The sequence below is a fragment of the Streptomyces sp. Xyl84 genome (assembly GCF_059731885.1).
Genome location: NZ_AP029182.1, coordinates 5,267,057 through 5,282,113, shown reverse-complemented (window position 1 = coordinate 5,282,113; position 15,057 = coordinate 5,267,057). Strand labels below are relative to the sequence as shown.

Genomic DNA, 15,057 nt, shown 5'->3' with positions numbered 1-15,057 from the left:
TCCCCCGTCAGCCGAGGGCCGCGACCTTGTCGCGGTAGGCCCGGACCGGCGGCGCGTCCTTGTACGGTTCCAGACGGCGTTCGAAGTCGCGGACGTACTCGTCGGCCCGTACCGAACGCATGTCCGCGGCCTGGGCGGCCGCCTCCGCGCCCAGACGGCAGGCCTGCTCCAGGTCGCCGAGGGCGAGGCGGGCCGTGGCGAGGACGACCCGGCAGAACAGGCGGCTGCGGGCATAGGCCGGCGGGCGCAGTTGCAGCGCGCGCTCGGCGTGCTGCGCGGCGGCGCGGTGCTGCTGCAGGTCCCGGTGGCAGTGGGCGAGTTCGCCGGCGAGCTGGGCCTCGTCGAAGGAGCGCGCCCACGAGGGCACCTCGTCGCCGGGCCGGGCCGCCTCCAGGGCGCGCTCGGCGCGTGCGAGCGAGGCGGTGCAGGTCCGCACCTCGCCGAGCACCCCGTGCCCGCGCGCCTCCGCGGCGTGCAGCAGTGCCTGCACGGCGGGCGGCGCCGAGCTGCCGAGGCCCTGCTGGGCCACCCGCGCCAGCTGGACGGCCTCCCGCCCGTGCGCGAGGTAGACGGCCTGACGGCTCATGGTGACCAGGACGTAGGCGCCGTAGGGCCGGTCCCCGGCGGCCTGGGCGAGCCGCAGGGCCTGGACGAAGTAGCGCTGGGCGAGCCCGTGCGCGGCGATGTCGTACGACGTCCAGCCGACGAGCCGGGTCAGGTCGGCCGCCGCCGCGAACAGGCGGCGGCCCGTCTGCTCGCCGTAGCTGCCGCGCAGCATCGGCTCGCACTCGTGTTCCAGGTAGCGCACGAGGGCCTGGCGGGCGTGGCCGCCGCCGTACATGTCGTCGATGCCGCGGAACAGCTCGCCGACCGAGCGCAGCGCGGCGATGTCCCCCGCGGTGACCCGCTGCACCGTCTCGCGTTCGGTCCGCGGGCGCTCGGCCCGGCCGCGCTGACGGGGCACGCCGGAGACGGGCCGGCCGGACGCGGGCTCACCGGGGGCGGGCCGGCCGGTGGCGGCGAGCACGGGCGCGGGCGCGGCGAGCGGGGATGCGGCGGCGGTCCGGCCCTGGGCGGGGACCCGGGCGGCGGCGGGCGGCGCGGCCCGGGCGACCCGGTCGTCGGCCCGCCCGATCAGCCAGTCACGGCTGGGCACCACCAGACCGGCCGGGGTGAAGGCGATCTTGCGCAGTTCGGCGTGGCTCCCGGAGTCCTTGCGCCACAGCCCGCTGACGATGTCGACGGCCTCCTCGGGGGCGGCGGCGAACTCCAGCCCGGCGTAGACCGGGGCACAGGCGTCGAGGCCGAGGTCCTGCGCGGTCAGGCGGCGGCCGAGGCGCCGGGTGAAGACCTCCGCGATGAGGGCGGGCGTGGTGCCCCTCGGCTGCTGGCCGCGCAGCCAGCGGGTGACCGACGTCTTGTCGTATCTCAGGTCCAGGCCGTGTTCGAGGCCGAGCTGGTCCACACGACGGGCCAGACCTGCGTTGGAGAACCCCGCTTCTGCGATGAGCGCGGCGAGCTGGCGGTTGGGAGTGCGCTGCGCGGGTCGTTCCGTCATCTGCGGTGCGGTCTCCTGCCTTTCGGGCCTGCACGCGGCCGCGTGGTGCCCGGATTGCCTGTGAGCAGCCCTTATGGCCTCATGAACGGCGTGAATGTAGCGGAGAGTGAGCGGTCGACCGCAGAGTTCGGCACGCATTCATCCGATCGTGTGAGGATTGCCCGCGCGGCTGACGCGTGACGGCCGGACGTACAGTGGCGTGGGCACGTTACGTGCCTGACGACCTTCAGGGAGGCGCTTGCCGTGAGTGAGTTGCGGTTCGTCCGCAGGGGATTCGGTGCCGAGGCCGTGGACTACCAGGAGGCCTGGGACGAGCAGCGCCGGGTGCACGCCGCCCGGTTCGCGGACGAGGTGCCCGACACCGTGCTGCTGCTCGAACACCCTCCGGTCTACACGGCCGGCCGGCGCACGGAGGACAGCGAGCGCCCGCTCGACGGCACGCCCGTCATCGACGTGGACCGCGGCGGCAAGATCACCTGGCACGGCCCCGGCCAGCTGGTCGGCTACCCGATCCAGAAGCTGCCCCGGCCGGTGGACGTGGTCGCGCACGTACGCCGTCTCGAGGAGGCGCTGATCCGCACCTGCGCGGACTTCGGACTGGAGACCACCCGGGTCGAGGGCCGCAGCGGCGTGTGGGTGCTCGGCGACCCCGTCGAGCAGCGGCCCGCGCTCGGCGGGCTGTCCCTGGACTTCGACCCGCGCCTGACCGACGACGAGTTCGACCCGCGTCTGAACGGTCCGGAGTACGCCCCCTCCAACGCGGGCCAGCGCCGCGAGGACCGCAAGATCGCCCAGATCGGCATCCGCGTGGCCAAGGGCGTCACCATGCACGGCTTCTCGTTCAACGTGAACCCCGACATGAAGTGGTTCGACCGCATCATCCCGTGCGGCATCCGCGACGCCGGTGTCGCCTCCCTCGCGGGCGAGCTGGGCCGAGACGTCACCCTCGACGAGGTGCTGCCGGTGGTCGAGCGCCACCTGCGGGACGTCCTGGAGAACGCCGACCTCAAGCCGCGCGTGATCGAGAAGGCGACCGCCTGACGGGAGCCCGCCGGACGGCGCGGGCCGCCGGGACCGGCACGGGCCGTCCGGCGGGAATGATCTCCCGGGACCCGGGGTTGCCCTCACCGACTGGGCGCAACAATCACGGGCGTACCCTGGTGTACGCCGAAGAATCGAAGCTACAGGGAGCCGACGTGTCCGCAGTCGCACCCGACGGACGCAAGATGCTGCGCCTGGAGGTCCGCAACAGCCAGACCCCCATCGAGCGCAAGCCCGAGTGGATCAAGACCCGGGCGAAAATGGGTCCCGAGTACACGAAGATGCAGAACCTCGTGAAGAGCGAGGGCCTGCACACGGTCTGCCAGGAAGCCGGCTGCCCGAACATCTACGAGTGCTGGGAGGACCGCGAGGCGACCTTCCTCATCGGCGGCGACCAGTGCACCCGGCGCTGCGACTTCTGCCAGATCGACACCGGCAAGCCCGAGGCCCTGGACCGCGACGAGCCGCGCCGGGTGGGCGAGTCCGTGGTCACCATGGACCTGAACTACGCCACCATCACCGGCGTCGCCCGCGACGACCTGGAAGACGGCGGCGCCTGGCTGTACGCCGAGACCGTGCGCCAGATCCACGCGCAGACGGCGGGGCGCGAGGGCGGCCGTACGAAGGTCGAGCTGCTGGCCCCCGACTTCAACGCGGTCCCCGAGCAGCTGGCCGAGGTCTTCTCCTCCCGCCCGGAGGTCTTCGCGCACAACGTCGAGACGGTCCCGCGGATCTTCAAGCGGATCCGCCCCGGCTTCCGCTATGAGCGCTCCCTGAAGGTGATCACCGAGGCCCGTGACGTCGGCCTGGTCACCAAGTCGAACCTCATCCTCGGCATGGGCGAGACCCGCGAGGAGGTCAGCGAGGCGCTGAAGCAGCTGCACGAGGCGGGCTGCGAGCTGATCACCATCACGCAGTACCTGCGCCCGAGCGTGCGCCACCACCCGGTGGAGCGCTGGGTCAAGCCGCAGGAGTTCGTCGAGCTGAAGGAGGAGGCAGAGCAGATCGGCTTCTCGGGCGTCATGTCCGGACCGCTGGTACGGTCCTCCTACCGTGCCGGGCGGCTGTACGGGATGGCGATCGAACAGCGTGCGGCCGCTCCGCGGCCGGCCGACTCCGTCGTCGCCGCACAGGCCGTCTGACCGCCTGACCTCCCGTCACAGGCCGTGCCCTGCCCGGCCGCCGTGACTGTGTGAATTCGCGCACAAGAAACTACTACTGAGTAGTGGCCGGTACGACGCGGTTCCGGCCGTCGCCGCAGATGAGGGCGCCGGCGGGGACCGCGTCGCCCGTTCGGCCCCCGGCGCCAGGGCTTCATCCCTGTTTGACCGGTCGGTCACGCCCTGGTAACACCAGTCAGTGACCCTGGACTCACGCCACGCGCACCCGGAGCCGTTACGAGGGGGGACCTCCACCATGCAGGCCGCGCCCGTCCGCGCCACAGCCATCCCGTCCTTCACGCACGCACTTCGTGCGGTCGAGTCGCTGCTCATGAGCGGCGGCCAGCGCACCGCCCGGCGCAACGCCTGGACCTCCGTGCTGGAGGACCGCCGCCGCGCCAAGGACCGCGTCGAGGCCGAACGCGCCCTCGACCGGTTCACCGCCGTGGGTCCCTAACTAGGTCCTGTCGTCACATTCCCGTCGTCCGCCCGGGCGGGCCTCGCGGCGTCAGGTGCGTGCTCTCGGCGTGCCGGGCCCTGACCCTCGTACTGGACGTACTCGGGTCTGGGCCCGGTGCGGCGAGAGTGCGTGCATGGCGTCGCGAGGCAGGCGGGAACGTGACGACAGGGCCTAGCCTGCCGCTGGCCGCACACCCCCCGGAGACTGCGTCGTCGGTCACTCCCGGGGCCACGTAGACTTCGTGGCATGGCGAGGAAGGAAACCGCAGCCGAGGCTGCCAACCCGGGGCGACTGAAGCAGATCGCTCTGACGTACAAGATGACCCGCAAGGCCGACCCGAAGATCGGTCTTGTACTCGCGGCCGTCGGCATCGTCGTCTTCGGTGTCCTTCTCGGGATCGGCTTCTTGATCGGCCACCCCGTCTACCTGGGCATCCTGGGCTTCCTGCTCGCGTTCCTCGCGATGGCGATCGTCTTCGGACGGCGGGCCGAGCGCGCCGCCTTCGGACAGATGGAGGGCCAGCCCGGCGCCGCGGCCGCGGTGCTGGACAACGTCGGCCGCGGCTGGACCACCACCCCGGCCGTCGCCATGAACCGCAGCCAGGACGTGGTGCACCGCGCGGTCGGCAAGGCCGGCATCGTCCTGGTCGCCGAGGGCAACCCCAACCGCGTGAAGTCCCTGCTCGCCGCCGAGAAGAAGAAGATGAACCGCATCGTCGCGGACGTGCCCGTGCACGACGTGATCGTCGGTACCGGCGAGGGCCAGGTCGAGCTGAAGAAGCTGCGCACGACCATGCTGAAGTTCCCCCGCGTGCTGAGCGGCCCGCAGGTCACCGCCACCAACGACCGGCTGCGCGCCCTGGGCGACCTGATGAGCAACATGCCCGTGCCGAAGGGCCCGATGCCCAAGGGCATGCGGATGCCGCGGGGCGGCCCGAAGGCCCGCTGACCTTCCGCCTGCCGGCCCGAGACGTCGTACGACGAGGGGGCGCCCGGATCGATCCGGGCGCCCCCTCGTCGTACGTACGGCGTCTTCGCGTGGACGCTACATCCGCACCTCGACCGTCCCCGCCAGCCGGTCGTGCAGGCCGCGGCCGTCACGGTCCCAGACGAGGGCGGGGATCGCCACGCACAGCAGGACGGTGCGCAGCAGGGCGCGCAGCGGCTGTACGCCGCCGGTGCGCAGGGCGACCACGCGCAGGCCGAGCAGGCGCTTGCCGGGGGTGCAGCCGACGGTGCCGACGGTGAGGACGCCGAGCACGAAGAAGATGAGCAGCGCCCAGTTGCCGGTGGCCTGCTGGTAGCCGTGGGTGATCAGGCCGTATGCGATCAGCATGCACAGGGTCCAGTCTACGGCGATGGCGCCGAGCCGCCTGCCCGGGCGGGCGATCGAGCCGGGTCCCTCCTCGGGCAGTCCCAGCCGTTCACCCCGGTAACCGAGGTCGGCACCCGCGTCTTCCATGGCGGCGCGCGGCCCCGAGAGCCACGATCCCACTGCTTGCCTGTTGTCCACCCGTCCACGGTACTGCGAGGCTGGAAGGAGGAAGGCGGCCGGGGTGTCCGCGACGTGACCCCGCCCGGGCCGGTTAACTTCTGCGAAACAAATGGGTCACGCCCGGGAAATCACCCGTCCCTAGGGTCGAGGCACCGTGTGCCACCGCACTGGCCGCACGAACGATCTACCACCCCGGCGGGACGGTCGGGAGTAGGAGGAGCTGGATGTTCCAGAACGCCGACGAGGCCAAGAAGTTCATCGCGGACGAGGACGTCAAGTTCGTCGACGTCCGCTTCTGTGACCTGCCGGGCGTCATGCAGCACTTCACGTTGCCCGCCGAGGCGTTCGACCCCGACGACGAGCAGGCCTTCGACGGATCCTCGATCCGTGGTTTCCAGGCCATCCACGAGTCGGACATGGCCCTGCGCCCCGACCTGTCCACCGCGCGCGTGGACCCGTTCCGCCGGGACAAGACGCTCAACATCAACTTCTTCATCCACGACCCGATCACGGGCGAGCAGTACTCCCGTGACCCGCGCAACGTGGCGAAGAAGGCCGAGGCGTACCTGGCCTCCACCGGGATCGCCGACACCGCGTTCTTCGGCCCCGAGGCCGAGTTCTACGTCTTCGACTCCGTCCGCTTCCGGACCGCGGAGAACGAGTCCTTCTACCACATCGACTCCGAGGCGGGCGCCTGGAACACCGGTGCGCTGGAGGACAACCGCGGCTACAAGGTCCGCTACAAGGGCGGATACTTCCCGGTCCCGCCGGTCGACCACTTCGCCGACCTGCGTGCCGAGATCTCCCTGGAGCTGGAGCGGTCCGGCCTGAAGGTCGAGCGCCAGCACCACGAGGTGGGCACCGCCGGCCAGGCCGAGATCAACTACAAGTTCAACACGCTGCTGGCCGCCGCGGACGACCTCCAGCTCTTCAAGTACATCGTGAAGAACGTGGCGTGGAAGAACGGCAAGACGGCGACCTTCATGCCGAAGCCGATCTTCGGTGACAACGGCTCGGGCATGCACGTGCACCAGTCGCTGTGGAGCAACGGCGACCCGCTGTTCTACGACGAGGCCGGGTACGCGGGTCTGTCGGACACCGCCCGCTACTACATCGGCGGCATCCTCAAGCACGCGCCGTCGCTGCTGGCCTTCACCAACCCGACGGTGAACTCGTACCACCGTCTGGTGCCGGGCTTCGAGGCCCCGGTGAACCTGGTGTACTCGCAGCGCAACCGCTCCGCCGCGATGCGTATCCCGATCACGGGTTCGAACCCGAAGGCCAAGCGCGTGGAGTTCCGCGCCCCGGACGCCTCCGGCAACCCGTACCTGGCCTTCTCGGCCCTGCTGATGGCGGGCCTGGACGGCATCAAGAACAAGATCGAGCCGGCCGAGCCGATCGACAAGGACCTCTACGAGCTGGCTCCCGAGGAGCACGCGAACGTCGCGCAGGTCCCGACCTCCCTCGGCGCCGTCCTGGACCGCCTGGAGCGCGACCACGAGTTCCTCCTCCAGGGCGACGTGTTCACGCCCGACCTGATCGAGACGTGGATCGACTACAAGCGCGCCAACGAGATCGCCCCGCTCCAGCTGCGTCCGCACCCGCACGAGTTCGAGCTGTACTTCGACGTGTGACGGACCCCGCCCGGCGCCCCGGTGCCGGTGCCGCCGTGGAACCGCCCCCCGTGCGTCTCCCGCACGGGGGGCGGTTCTCGTCGGTGGTGCCGGCCGGGGCCGCCGGCGTCACAGCACGATCACGACGACGGAACTCTGGTTGTAGCCGAAGCCGTAGCCGTAGCCGTACCCGGGGCCGTAGAGGGCTCCGCGGTCGCCGCGGTGGCCGTAGCAGTTGCTGCTCCACCAGCCGCAGCCGTGGTTGGTCGTGACGGAGGTGGTCTGCGGCGTGGCCGCCGAGGCGGTGCCCGCCGCGCCGATCGCCGCGCCGCCCGCCAGCAGGACGCCGGCGGCGGAGAGTGCGAACAGACGCCTCGCGCGTGGTGCTTTCATGGAATACCTTCCTTCCACCCACTGCAGCTTCTCGGGGAACGTGACGGAAGGCCGCGGCCGCAGCGCGATCACACTCAACGAGGCTAGCTTCCCCCGGACGACTCAGCATCTTGAGCCGAACGAGGGACCGCGGGCCCGCCCCGGTCCGCGTCGCGGCACGTCACGGGCCTGCCCGGCCGCCGTGCAACCTTCCGGCGCCCCGCGTGTCTCCTACTGACGGAAGCCGTCGCCCGGCCGGGCGGCCGGGACCACCGAGAGGCAGGAGCAGTGACGGGGATGTCCGGACACGACGAATTCGAGCGTGAGTTCGATCACCGGTGGGTGAGCGCCGCCGAGCACAAGGAGCCCTCCGCGCGGGCCCGGATGCTCGCCGCCCGCTGGAAGGACAACCCGCCCGGGCCGGTCCCCTTCCGCGGCGACCCCGGACCCGCGGCCCCCCGCCGCTCCTCGTGGGTGTCCACGGCCGTGGTCCTCGGCTGCGTCGCCGCCCTGATCCTCCTCATCGGCTACGCCCGGACCCGCGCGCTGTACTGAGCCGCAGGCAGCCGGTCCCGTGCGCTCTCCCAGGTGCACACTGGATGGCGGGACGAGTGCCTGACTGCGGGGTGATGCAAGATGCAGAGCCGCTTCGGGAGCGACCGGCGGCTGACCGTGCGCATGGGTCTCACGCTGTTCCTGCTCGGGTTGCTGTACGTGGCGTTCGTGGCCGCGTTGATCGTGTTGCTGAAGTCGTGGGTGCTGGTCGTGGTGATCGCGGCCGGTGTCCTCATCGCCCAGTACTGGTTCTCCGACCGGATCGCGCTGTTCGCGATGCACGGCCGGGTGGTGGAGCGCGAGGAGTTCCCCGAGCTGCACGCCGTGGTCGACCGGCTGTGCGCCATCGCGGACATGCCCAAGCCGGTGGTCGCCGTGTCCAACATGGACATGCCCAACGCGTTCGCGACCGGCCGCAACCCGGACAACGCGGTGGTGTGCGTGACCACGGGCCTGCTGCGGCGCCTGGAGCCCGCCGAGCTGGAGGGCGTCCTCGCCCACGAGTTGTCGCACGTGGCCCACAAGGACGTCGCCGTGATCACGGTCGCGTCCTTCCTCGGCGTGCTCGCGGGGCTGGTGGTCCGGTTCGCCTTCTACTCGGAGATCTTCGGCGGGCGGGGCCGCAAGGACCAGAACACCCTGGCCCTGTTCGCCATGGTGATGGGCGTGTCGGCGGCCGTGTACGCGATCAGTTTCCTGCTGATCCGGGCGCTGTCGCGCTACCGCGAGCTGGCCGCGGACCGGGCCGCGGCGCTGCTGACCGGACGGCCCTCCGCGCTGGCCTCCGCGCTCACCAAGGTCACGGGCACCATCGCCCGGATCCCCTCGGAGGACCTGCGCACCGCCCAGGCCTTCAACGCGTTCTACTTCACGCCGGCGCTGGGCTCCGACCCCGGCCTCGCCCGGCTCTTCTCCACCCACCCGACCCTGGAGCAGCGCCTCGAACAGCTGGGGCGGATCTCCGCCGAGCTGGGCGAGGCCGCCACGCCGGGGAAGGCGGGCTGAGCATGGGCTTCTGGGACACCCTGCTCGGCCGCACCAGGCCCGCCCTCCCCGACCTCGACCAGCTCTTCGCGCTGCCGTCCGCGGCGGTGACGCTCCAGGCGGCGGCCGGGTTCACCCCGACCGGGCGGGGCGCGGTGTGTTTCGCCACCGTGGAGGGCGCGGCCTTCGAACAGACGCACCGCGAGGTCCGGGCCCTCCTGGGCGCGGACACCGGCCGCTGCGGCCCGCCGGTGGAGCTGACCCGGGACTCCTACGGCTACTCCTGGCTGGTCTCCCGCCGCACCCCGGACCAGTTGCCCGACCTCGTCAACGACCTGCACGCGGTGAACAGCGCCCTGGAGGCCGACGGCTTCGGCCCCCAGCTCCTGTGCTCCCTGGCGGGCTTCGACGACGGCGCCGGCCGCCGGCTCGCCCTGGTGTACCTGTACAAACGGGGCACCTTCTACCCGTTCGCCCCGCTGCCCGGCCAGGACCGGCGCCGCGACAACGCCCTGGAGATCCGGGTCAAGTCGGCGCTCGCCGGTGACCTGCGCGTCGAGCAGGACCTGAGCCGCTGGTTCCCCGTGTGGGGGGCGCCGGGACTGTGACCGGGGGGCCGGTCGGGGAGGCCGGTTGCAGGGGGACCGGTTGTCAGGGGGCCCGTTGTCAGTGGGGTCGGCGAAGATGACCGTGGAGGACGAGCGCGGCGGAGGGGCGATGGGGAACCGGCACATCGATGTGACCGAGCGGCGGGCCCGGCTGGGGCTGCGGCACCGGCTGGCCGGCGGGGCGCGGGCAGCGCGGGCCGAGGAGGTGGCGGACTCCCTGGTGGCACTGCACGGCTCCGACCCGGCGACGGTGCACCTGGGGGTGGCCGCGCGGCTGGCGGACCCGGTGCAGGCGGTCGCGGTGACCGAACGCGCGCTCTACGAGGACCGCACCCTGGTGCGCATGCACGGCATGCGGCACACGGTGTTCGTCTTCCCCGCGGAGCTGACCGCCGTGGTGCACGCCTCCACCGGCATCGCGATCGCCGCCCGGGCCCGGGCGGCGCTGCTCAGGGACATGGCGAAGGCGGGGGCGCCGGACGCGGCCTGGCTGGAGGACGTGGAGAAGTCCGTGCTGGCGGCGCTGGCACGGCGCGGCCAGGCCACGGCGGCCGAACTGACCCGGGACGAGCCGCGCCTGCGCGAACAGTTCGCCCACTCCGCCGGGAAGAGCTACGAGGGCGTGCACACGGTCTCCTCCCGGCTGCTGCGGGTGCTGGGCGTGGAGGGGAAGGTCGTACGGGGCCGGCCGGTCGGTTCCTGGATCTCCTCGCAGTTCCGGTGGGCCGTCGCGCCCCCGCACCCCGAACTGGACGTCGCGGACGCCCAGCGGGAGCTGCTGCGCCGCTGGCTCGCCGCGTGCGGCCCGGCGACGGAGGCCGACCTGAAGTGGTGGACCGGGTGGCGGGTGACCGAGGTGCGCCGGGCGCTGACCGCGATGGGCGCCGGGGAGGTCTCCCTGGACGAGGGCACGGGGTACGTGGTCGACGGTGACACGGACCCGGTGGCCGTACCGCCGGATCCCTGGGCGGCGCTGCTGCCCGGCCTGGATCCGACGGCGATGGGCTGGCAGGGACGCGACTGGTATCTCGCGCCCGAACTGCGGCCCGCCCTGTTCGACAGGAGCGGCAACATCGGTCCGACGGTGTGGTGGAACGGCCGGGTGATCGGCGCCTGGGCGCAGCGCCCGGACGGGGAGATCGTCTGGCGGATCCTGGACCGGGACGGTGTGGGCCGGGAGGCGGAGACGGCCGTCGCCGAGCGGGCGGCGGCCCTGAGCGCCCTGCTGGGCCCGACGCGGGTGACACCGCGCTTCCGCACACCCCTGGAGAAGGAGCTGGCGGGGGCGGTCTGAGGAGTGCCGGGGCGCGGGGGCTCGACCCCGGCTCGCGCCCCGGCTCGGTCCTGTGCGGAGGCGGGCCCGTGGCGGGCACGGACACCGGCGCGCGGGCCGCTGCCGCCGGCGGGCGGGTCGGGTTCGGGCAGCCGTCGGCGGACGGGTTGAGGCGTGCGGACACGCTGACGCCGACGGGTGGGCCGGGCGTGCGAGCGCCTCGGTGCGGGCGCGCCCGCACCGCCGGGAGCGCTGACACCGGCCCGGCCATCGTGCGGGCGCCGGTGGGCGGTTCGGGCATGCGGGCGCCGAGCCGTGGGCGGGTGCCCCGGTCGCGCGGGGCACCCGGTGGCGGGTCAGCGGGCGTAGCGCATCAGGGCGCGGACCATGTGGCAGGTGGTGTCCGACGGCGGGTGCACGCCGATGAGTTCGGCGGTGCTCCGTATCGTCTCGTCGCGGGCCTGGCCCGGCTGGTGGACACCGGAGTCGAGCAGGGCGATGGCGAGCCTCATCGCCTTCAGGCGCCGGTTGTGCGTGATGTACCACTCGCGCGGACGCCCGGGCGGCAACGGACGCTTGTGCACGGGTGCGTAGGGCTGGTCGAGCAGGACGGGGCGCTTCGCGGTGGACTGGGTCGGCAACGACTTCGGCTTCGGCTTCAGTGCGGCAGCGGGCACAGGCATCCTCCTGTCGCGAGCGGGCGCCGACCGGGGTCCGAACCCCCGGCGACTCCCTCGAACACTGCCTCCATTCTACTGCCGGGCACTGACAACGGGAGGGTCGCAGCGATACGGAAATCCCCAGGTGAGCCGCAGAATTGGCGACCCGTCAGCACTGGTTCGGACGGGGCGGGCGGGGCGGAAGAAAATCGAACAGCACGTCACCGGGCGGGCGGCTGGACGTAGTCCTCCAGCCGGGCCACGGCGAACCCCTGCTCCTGGATGCGCCTGAGCAGGTTGGCGAACATCTTCGTCATGCTGGTGCCCTTGAGTTCGCTCGGCCCGCGGAAGTGGGCCAGGATGATGTCGCCGGGGCGCAGCTTCTTGTCCGCGGTCTGGTACTGCATGTTGCGGATCTGCATGGACTCCCGCCACCACACGATCGCCCGGGGTCCGCAGGCGCCCACCGCGGCCTTGGTGTCGGCGTTGTACGCGCCGTAGGGCGGCCGGAACAGCAGCGGCGCGGTGCCGTACTTCCGGGTGAGGATCTCCTGGTCGCCGCAGATCTCCTGCTTCTGGCGGGAGAGCGGGAGGGTGTTCATGACCGGGTGGTGCAGGGTGTGGTTCTGGATGTGGTTGCCCATCTCCTGCAGCGGCTTGAAGTACGCGTAGTCGGACTTCACCGCGTCGTTCATCAGGAACATCGTGACCGGTACCTTCAGGTCCCGCATCATCCGGATGAACGCGGGGTCCTTCTCCTGCCCGTCGTCGAGGGTGACGAAGACGATCTTCTGCTCGGTCGGTATGTGGGTGAGGACCGGGACGGTTCCGTGTGCGGAGAGTTTGACGGGCTTGTCGGCCGGCGGCCGCGGGGCGGCGGGCAGGGGCTCGAGCCCCCATTTGTGCCAGGCGGCGGCGGAGACGCCGGCCGCGTCGCCGCCGGAGCCCGTCGGGGGCGCGGGGCGCCGCGCCGAGGTGGTGGACCCGGCGCCGTCGCCGGGCCGTGCACCCGTGTCCCCGCCGCCGCCCGTGCCGCAGCCGCCGGCCGCCAGCGCCAGGGCGGCCGTGCCCGCCAGCGCTCCGTAGAACCTGCTCCTCCTGGTGTGCCGCTTCACCGCGCCGTTCTCCCTCTGAAGTGCGTAAGGACGTGCCGTACTGGCACCCCTGAAGACGTGTCGCACGCGCGTTCGGTGCCGTCCCGGCCGGTGTGACTGGTGCGCGTCCCGGCCGGTGTGACCGGTGCGCGTCCGCGGGCCGCGCGTGCGGGCGCGTCCCGCGGGGCGGGGTGCCGCGGCTACCGTGGCCGTATGGAGATCTGGATCAACCCGGCCTGCTCGAAGTGCCGCAGCGCGATCGGCCTGCTCGACGCCGAGGGCGCCGAGTACACCGTGCGCCGCTACCTGGAGGACGTACCGACCGAGGACGAGATCCGGGCGGTGCTCGACCGGCTCGGTCTCGAACCGTGGGACATCACCCGCACCCAGGAGGCCGACGCGAAGGAGCTGGGACTGCGGGAGTGGCCGCGGGACGCCGCGGCGCGCGACCGCTGGATCGGCGCGCTCGCCGCGCATCCGAAGCTGATCCAGCGCCCGATCATCACGGCCGACGACGGCACGGCGCTGGTGGCCCGGACGGAGGAGGCCGTCCGGGACGCGCTCGGCCGCGGCTGAGCCGCCCCTCCCCCGCCACCGGGAACGGGAGGCGCGGCAGCGCGCGGCGGGGCACGGGGAGCGGACAGCGGGGGCCTGGGGCCGGGCACGGGGAGCGGGCAGCCGGAGGCACGGAGAGCGGGCAGTGGGGGCACGGGGCCGGGCACGGCGGTGGCCGGTCGCCCGCCGGTCACACCGGTAACGCGGGGTTCACACTCGGGCAACGGCCGGGAAACCGGCCGTTGCCAGGCTGCGGTCATCCACCGCGGCGCCCGAGTGCCGCAGCGCCGCCGGCCGTACCACCGCGCCCGCGAGTGCGCCCGTGACACCCCGAAGGATGAGGGCCCGTGAGCTTCAAGGCCGAGTACATCTGGATCGACGGCACCGAGCCGACGGCCAAGCTGCGTTCCAAGACGAAGATCCTCGGCGACGACGCCAAGGGTGCCGCGCTGCCCCTGTGGGGCTTCGACGGTTCCTCCACCAACCAGGCCGAGGGGCACTCCTCCGACTGCGTGCTCAAGCCGGTCTTCTCCTGCCCGGACCCGATCCGGGGCGGCGACGACGTCCTCGTCCTGTGCGAGGTCCTCGACATCGACCTCACCCCGCACGCGTCCAACACCCGGGCCGCGCTCGCCGGGACGGCCGAGCGGTTCGCCGCGCAGGAGCCGGTCTTCGGCATCGAGCAGGAGTACACCTTCTTCAGCGGTGCCCGCCCGCTCGGCTTCCCGGAGAACGGCTTCCCGGCCCCGCAGGGCGGCTACTACTGCGGTGTCGGCGCCGACGAGATCTTCGGCCGCGAGATCGTCGAGGCCCATCTGGACAACTGCCTGAAGGCGGGCCTGGGCATCTCCGGCATCAACGCCGAGGTCATGCCGGGCCAGTGGGAGTTCCAGGTCGGCCCGCTCGCCCCGCTCCAGGCCGCCGACCAGCTGTGGGTGGCGCGCTGGCTGCTCTACCGCACGGCCGAGGACTTCGGTGTCTCCGCCACCCTCGACCCCAAGCCGGTCAAGGGCGACTGGAACGGCGCCGGCGCGCACACCAACTTCTCCACCAGGGCCATGCGCGAGGGCCCGGGAGGGTATGACGCGATCATCACCGCGTGCGAGTCGCTCGGCGAGGGTTCCAAGCCGCTGGACCACGTCAAGAACTACGGCGCGGGCATCGACGACCGCCTCACCGGCCTGCACGAGACCGCCCCTTGGGACAAGTACTCCTACGGCGTCTCGGACCGCGGCGCCTCGGTCCGCATCCCCTGGCAGGTCGAGAAGGACGGCAAGGGCTACATCGAGGACCGCCGCCCCAACGCCAACGTCGACCCGTACGTCGTGACGCGGCTGCTCGTCGACACCTGCTGCACGGCGCTGGAGAAGGCCGGCCAGGTCTGAGCCGGGTCCGGACCGCACGCTCCCGCGAGGGCGCCCACCGCCGGGTGGGCGCCCTCGCGGCCGTCCGGGAACCGTCCACGCTGTGAGAGGAGGGTCCTGTCCGGGCGCGGTGTCTGCTTCAATGGACACATGGCCAGCTTCCAGAAGCACACCGCGACGGGTCGCCATGACCTCGAGCCGTTCTGGCCTTCCCGTCAGCACCACGACTTCGACCGGGTGTGTTGCCGCGCGACGAACGCGCGGGCC

Annotated in this window: 16 protein-coding genes; 11 read left to right on the top strand and 5 right to left on the bottom strand. The window is 72.3% G+C overall.

Going from position 1 to position 15,057, the window contains the following annotated elements:
* Nucleotides 1-7: 7 nt before the first annotated feature.
* The gene (locus AC6I72_RS22905) at nucleotides 8-1,558 is read right to left on the bottom strand and encodes an NsdA family TPR-like regulatory protein (RefSeq protein WP_498003072.1); all 1,551 of its coding nucleotides are present in this window, start codon (nucleotides 1,556-1,558) and stop codon (nucleotides 8-10) included.
* A gap of 243 nt (nucleotides 1,559-1,801) precedes the next feature.
* Between AC6I72_RS22905 and lipB the strand changes: the two genes are divergently transcribed.
* The 4 genes from lipB (at nucleotide 1,802) to AC6I72_RS22885 (ending at nucleotide 5,167) form a co-directional block, all read left to right on the top strand.
* A complete protein-coding gene (gene lipB, locus AC6I72_RS22900) occupies nucleotides 1,802-2,599 on the top strand; it encodes a lipoyl(octanoyl) transferase LipB (protein WP_037855820.1) in 798 nt (265 codons plus the stop codon).
* Between the two features lie 155 nt (nucleotides 2,600-2,754).
* Nucleotides 2,755-3,741, top strand: a complete 987-nt coding sequence (lipA, locus tag AC6I72_RS22895) for a lipoyl synthase (protein WP_498003070.1) — start codon at nucleotides 2,755-2,757, stop codon at nucleotides 3,739-3,741.
* A gap of 274 nt (nucleotides 3,742-4,015) precedes the next feature.
* Nucleotides 4,016-4,216 carry an SCO2195 family GlnR-regulated protein gene (locus AC6I72_RS22890; protein WP_498003068.1) on the top strand — a complete coding sequence of 67 codons (201 nt, stop codon included), beginning with the start codon at nucleotides 4,016-4,018 and terminating at the stop codon, nucleotides 4,214-4,216.
* A gap of 249 nt (nucleotides 4,217-4,465) precedes the next feature.
* The gene (locus AC6I72_RS22885) at nucleotides 4,466-5,167 is read left to right on the top strand and encodes a DUF4191 domain-containing protein (protein ID WP_498003067.1); all 702 of its coding nucleotides are present in this window, start codon (nucleotides 4,466-4,468) and stop codon (nucleotides 5,165-5,167) included.
* Nucleotides 5,168-5,263: 96 nt separating this feature from the next.
* Here the strand turns inward: AC6I72_RS22885 and AC6I72_RS22880 are convergent, their stop codons facing one another.
* Nucleotides 5,264-5,731: an RDD family protein gene (locus AC6I72_RS22880; protein WP_498003065.1), complete on the bottom strand. Its 468-nt coding sequence runs from the start codon at nucleotides 5,729-5,731 to the stop codon at nucleotides 5,264-5,266.
* Between the two features lie 206 nt (nucleotides 5,732-5,937).
* Between AC6I72_RS22880 and glnA the strand changes: the two genes are divergently transcribed.
* Nucleotides 5,938-7,347 (top strand): type I glutamate--ammonia ligase, encoded by a 1,410-nt coding sequence (gene glnA / locus AC6I72_RS22875; protein ID WP_037855814.1) that lies wholly within the window; start codon nucleotides 5,938-5,940, stop codon nucleotides 7,345-7,347.
* Nucleotides 7,348-7,455: 108 nt separating this feature from the next.
* Here the strand turns inward: glnA and AC6I72_RS22870 are convergent, their stop codons facing one another.
* A complete protein-coding gene (locus AC6I72_RS22870) occupies nucleotides 7,456-7,719 on the bottom strand; it encodes a hypothetical protein (protein WP_366723329.1) in 264 nt (87 codons plus the stop codon).
* A gap of 276 nt (nucleotides 7,720-7,995) precedes the next feature.
* Between AC6I72_RS22870 and AC6I72_RS22865 the strand changes: the two genes are divergently transcribed.
* From AC6I72_RS22865 to AC6I72_RS22850, 4 genes are all read left to right on the top strand, one after another.
* The gene (locus AC6I72_RS22865) at nucleotides 7,996-8,253 is read left to right on the top strand and encodes an SCO2583/SCO2584 N-terminal domain-containing protein (protein ID WP_498003064.1); all 258 of its coding nucleotides are present in this window, start codon (nucleotides 7,996-7,998) and stop codon (nucleotides 8,251-8,253) included.
* A gap of 81 nt (nucleotides 8,254-8,334) precedes the next feature.
* On the top strand, nucleotides 8,335-9,258 hold the full coding sequence (gene htpX / locus AC6I72_RS22860; RefSeq protein ID WP_366723327.1) for a zinc metalloprotease HtpX: 924 nt from the start codon (nucleotides 8,335-8,337) through the stop codon (nucleotides 9,256-9,258).
* Nucleotides 9,259-9,260: 2 nt separating this feature from the next.
* Nucleotides 9,261-9,845 (top strand): PspA-associated protein PspAB, encoded by a 585-nt coding sequence (pspAB, locus tag AC6I72_RS22855; RefSeq protein WP_498003062.1) that lies wholly within the window; start codon nucleotides 9,261-9,263, stop codon nucleotides 9,843-9,845.
* Nucleotides 9,846-9,921: 76 nt separating this feature from the next.
* Nucleotides 9,922-11,139 (top strand): winged helix DNA-binding domain-containing protein, encoded by a 1,218-nt coding sequence (locus AC6I72_RS22850; protein ID WP_498003060.1) that lies wholly within the window; start codon nucleotides 9,922-9,924, stop codon nucleotides 11,137-11,139.
* Nucleotides 11,140-11,474: 335 nt separating this feature from the next.
* Here AC6I72_RS22850 and AC6I72_RS22845 read toward each other — a convergent pair whose 3' ends face one another.
* Together AC6I72_RS22845 and AC6I72_RS22840 are read right to left on the bottom strand one after the other, a co-directional pair.
* A complete protein-coding gene (locus tag AC6I72_RS22845) occupies nucleotides 11,475-11,795 on the bottom strand; it encodes a hypothetical protein (protein WP_037855806.1) in 321 nt (106 codons plus the stop codon).
* 203 nt (nucleotides 11,796-11,998) lie between these two features.
* Nucleotides 11,999-12,892 (bottom strand): polysaccharide deacetylase family protein, encoded by an 894-nt coding sequence (locus tag AC6I72_RS22840; protein WP_498003058.1) that lies wholly within the window; start codon nucleotides 12,890-12,892, stop codon nucleotides 11,999-12,001.
* A gap of 192 nt (nucleotides 12,893-13,084) precedes the next feature.
* Between AC6I72_RS22840 and AC6I72_RS22835 the strand changes: the two genes are divergently transcribed.
* Together AC6I72_RS22835 and glnII are read left to right on the top strand one after the other, a co-directional pair.
* On the top strand, nucleotides 13,085-13,447 hold the full coding sequence (locus AC6I72_RS22835) for an arsenate reductase family protein (protein ID WP_037855801.1): 363 nt from the start codon (nucleotides 13,085-13,087) through the stop codon (nucleotides 13,445-13,447).
* A 326-nt stretch (nucleotides 13,448-13,773) separates the two neighbouring features.
* A complete protein-coding gene (glnII, locus tag AC6I72_RS22830; RefSeq protein WP_037855799.1) occupies nucleotides 13,774-14,811 on the top strand; it encodes a glutamine synthetase in 1,038 nt (345 codons plus the stop codon).
* The last annotated feature ends 246 nt before the right edge of the window (nucleotides 14,812-15,057 follow it).

Coding starts and splice junctions, on each gene's coding strand:
- AC6I72_RS22905 (WP_498003072.1), bottom strand. CDS start 1,558: ATGACGGAACGACCCGCGCAGCGCACTCCCAACCGCCAGCTCGCCGCG.
- AC6I72_RS22890 (WP_498003068.1), top strand. CDS start 4,016: ATGCAGGCCGCGCCCGTCCGCGCCACAGCCATCCCGTCCTTCACGCAC.
- AC6I72_RS22885 (WP_498003067.1), top strand. CDS start 4,466: ATGGCGAGGAAGGAAACCGCAGCCGAGGCTGCCAACCCGGGGCGACTG.
- glnA (WP_037855814.1), top strand. CDS start 5,938: ATGTTCCAGAACGCCGACGAGGCCAAGAAGTTCATCGCGGACGAGGAC.
- AC6I72_RS22870 (WP_366723329.1), bottom strand. CDS start 7,719: ATGAAAGCACCACGCGCGAGGCGTCTGTTCGCACTCTCCGCCGCCGGC.
- AC6I72_RS22865 (WP_498003064.1), top strand. CDS start 7,996: ATGTCCGGACACGACGAATTCGAGCGTGAGTTCGATCACCGGTGGGTG.
- htpX (WP_366723327.1), top strand. CDS start 8,335: ATGCAGAGCCGCTTCGGGAGCGACCGGCGGCTGACCGTGCGCATGGGT.
- pspAB (WP_498003062.1), top strand. CDS start 9,261: ATGGGCTTCTGGGACACCCTGCTCGGCCGCACCAGGCCCGCCCTCCCC.
- AC6I72_RS22850 (WP_498003060.1), top strand. CDS start 9,922: ATGACCGTGGAGGACGAGCGCGGCGGAGGGGCGATGGGGAACCGGCAC.
- AC6I72_RS22835 (WP_037855801.1), top strand. CDS start 13,085: ATGGAGATCTGGATCAACCCGGCCTGCTCGAAGTGCCGCAGCGCGATC.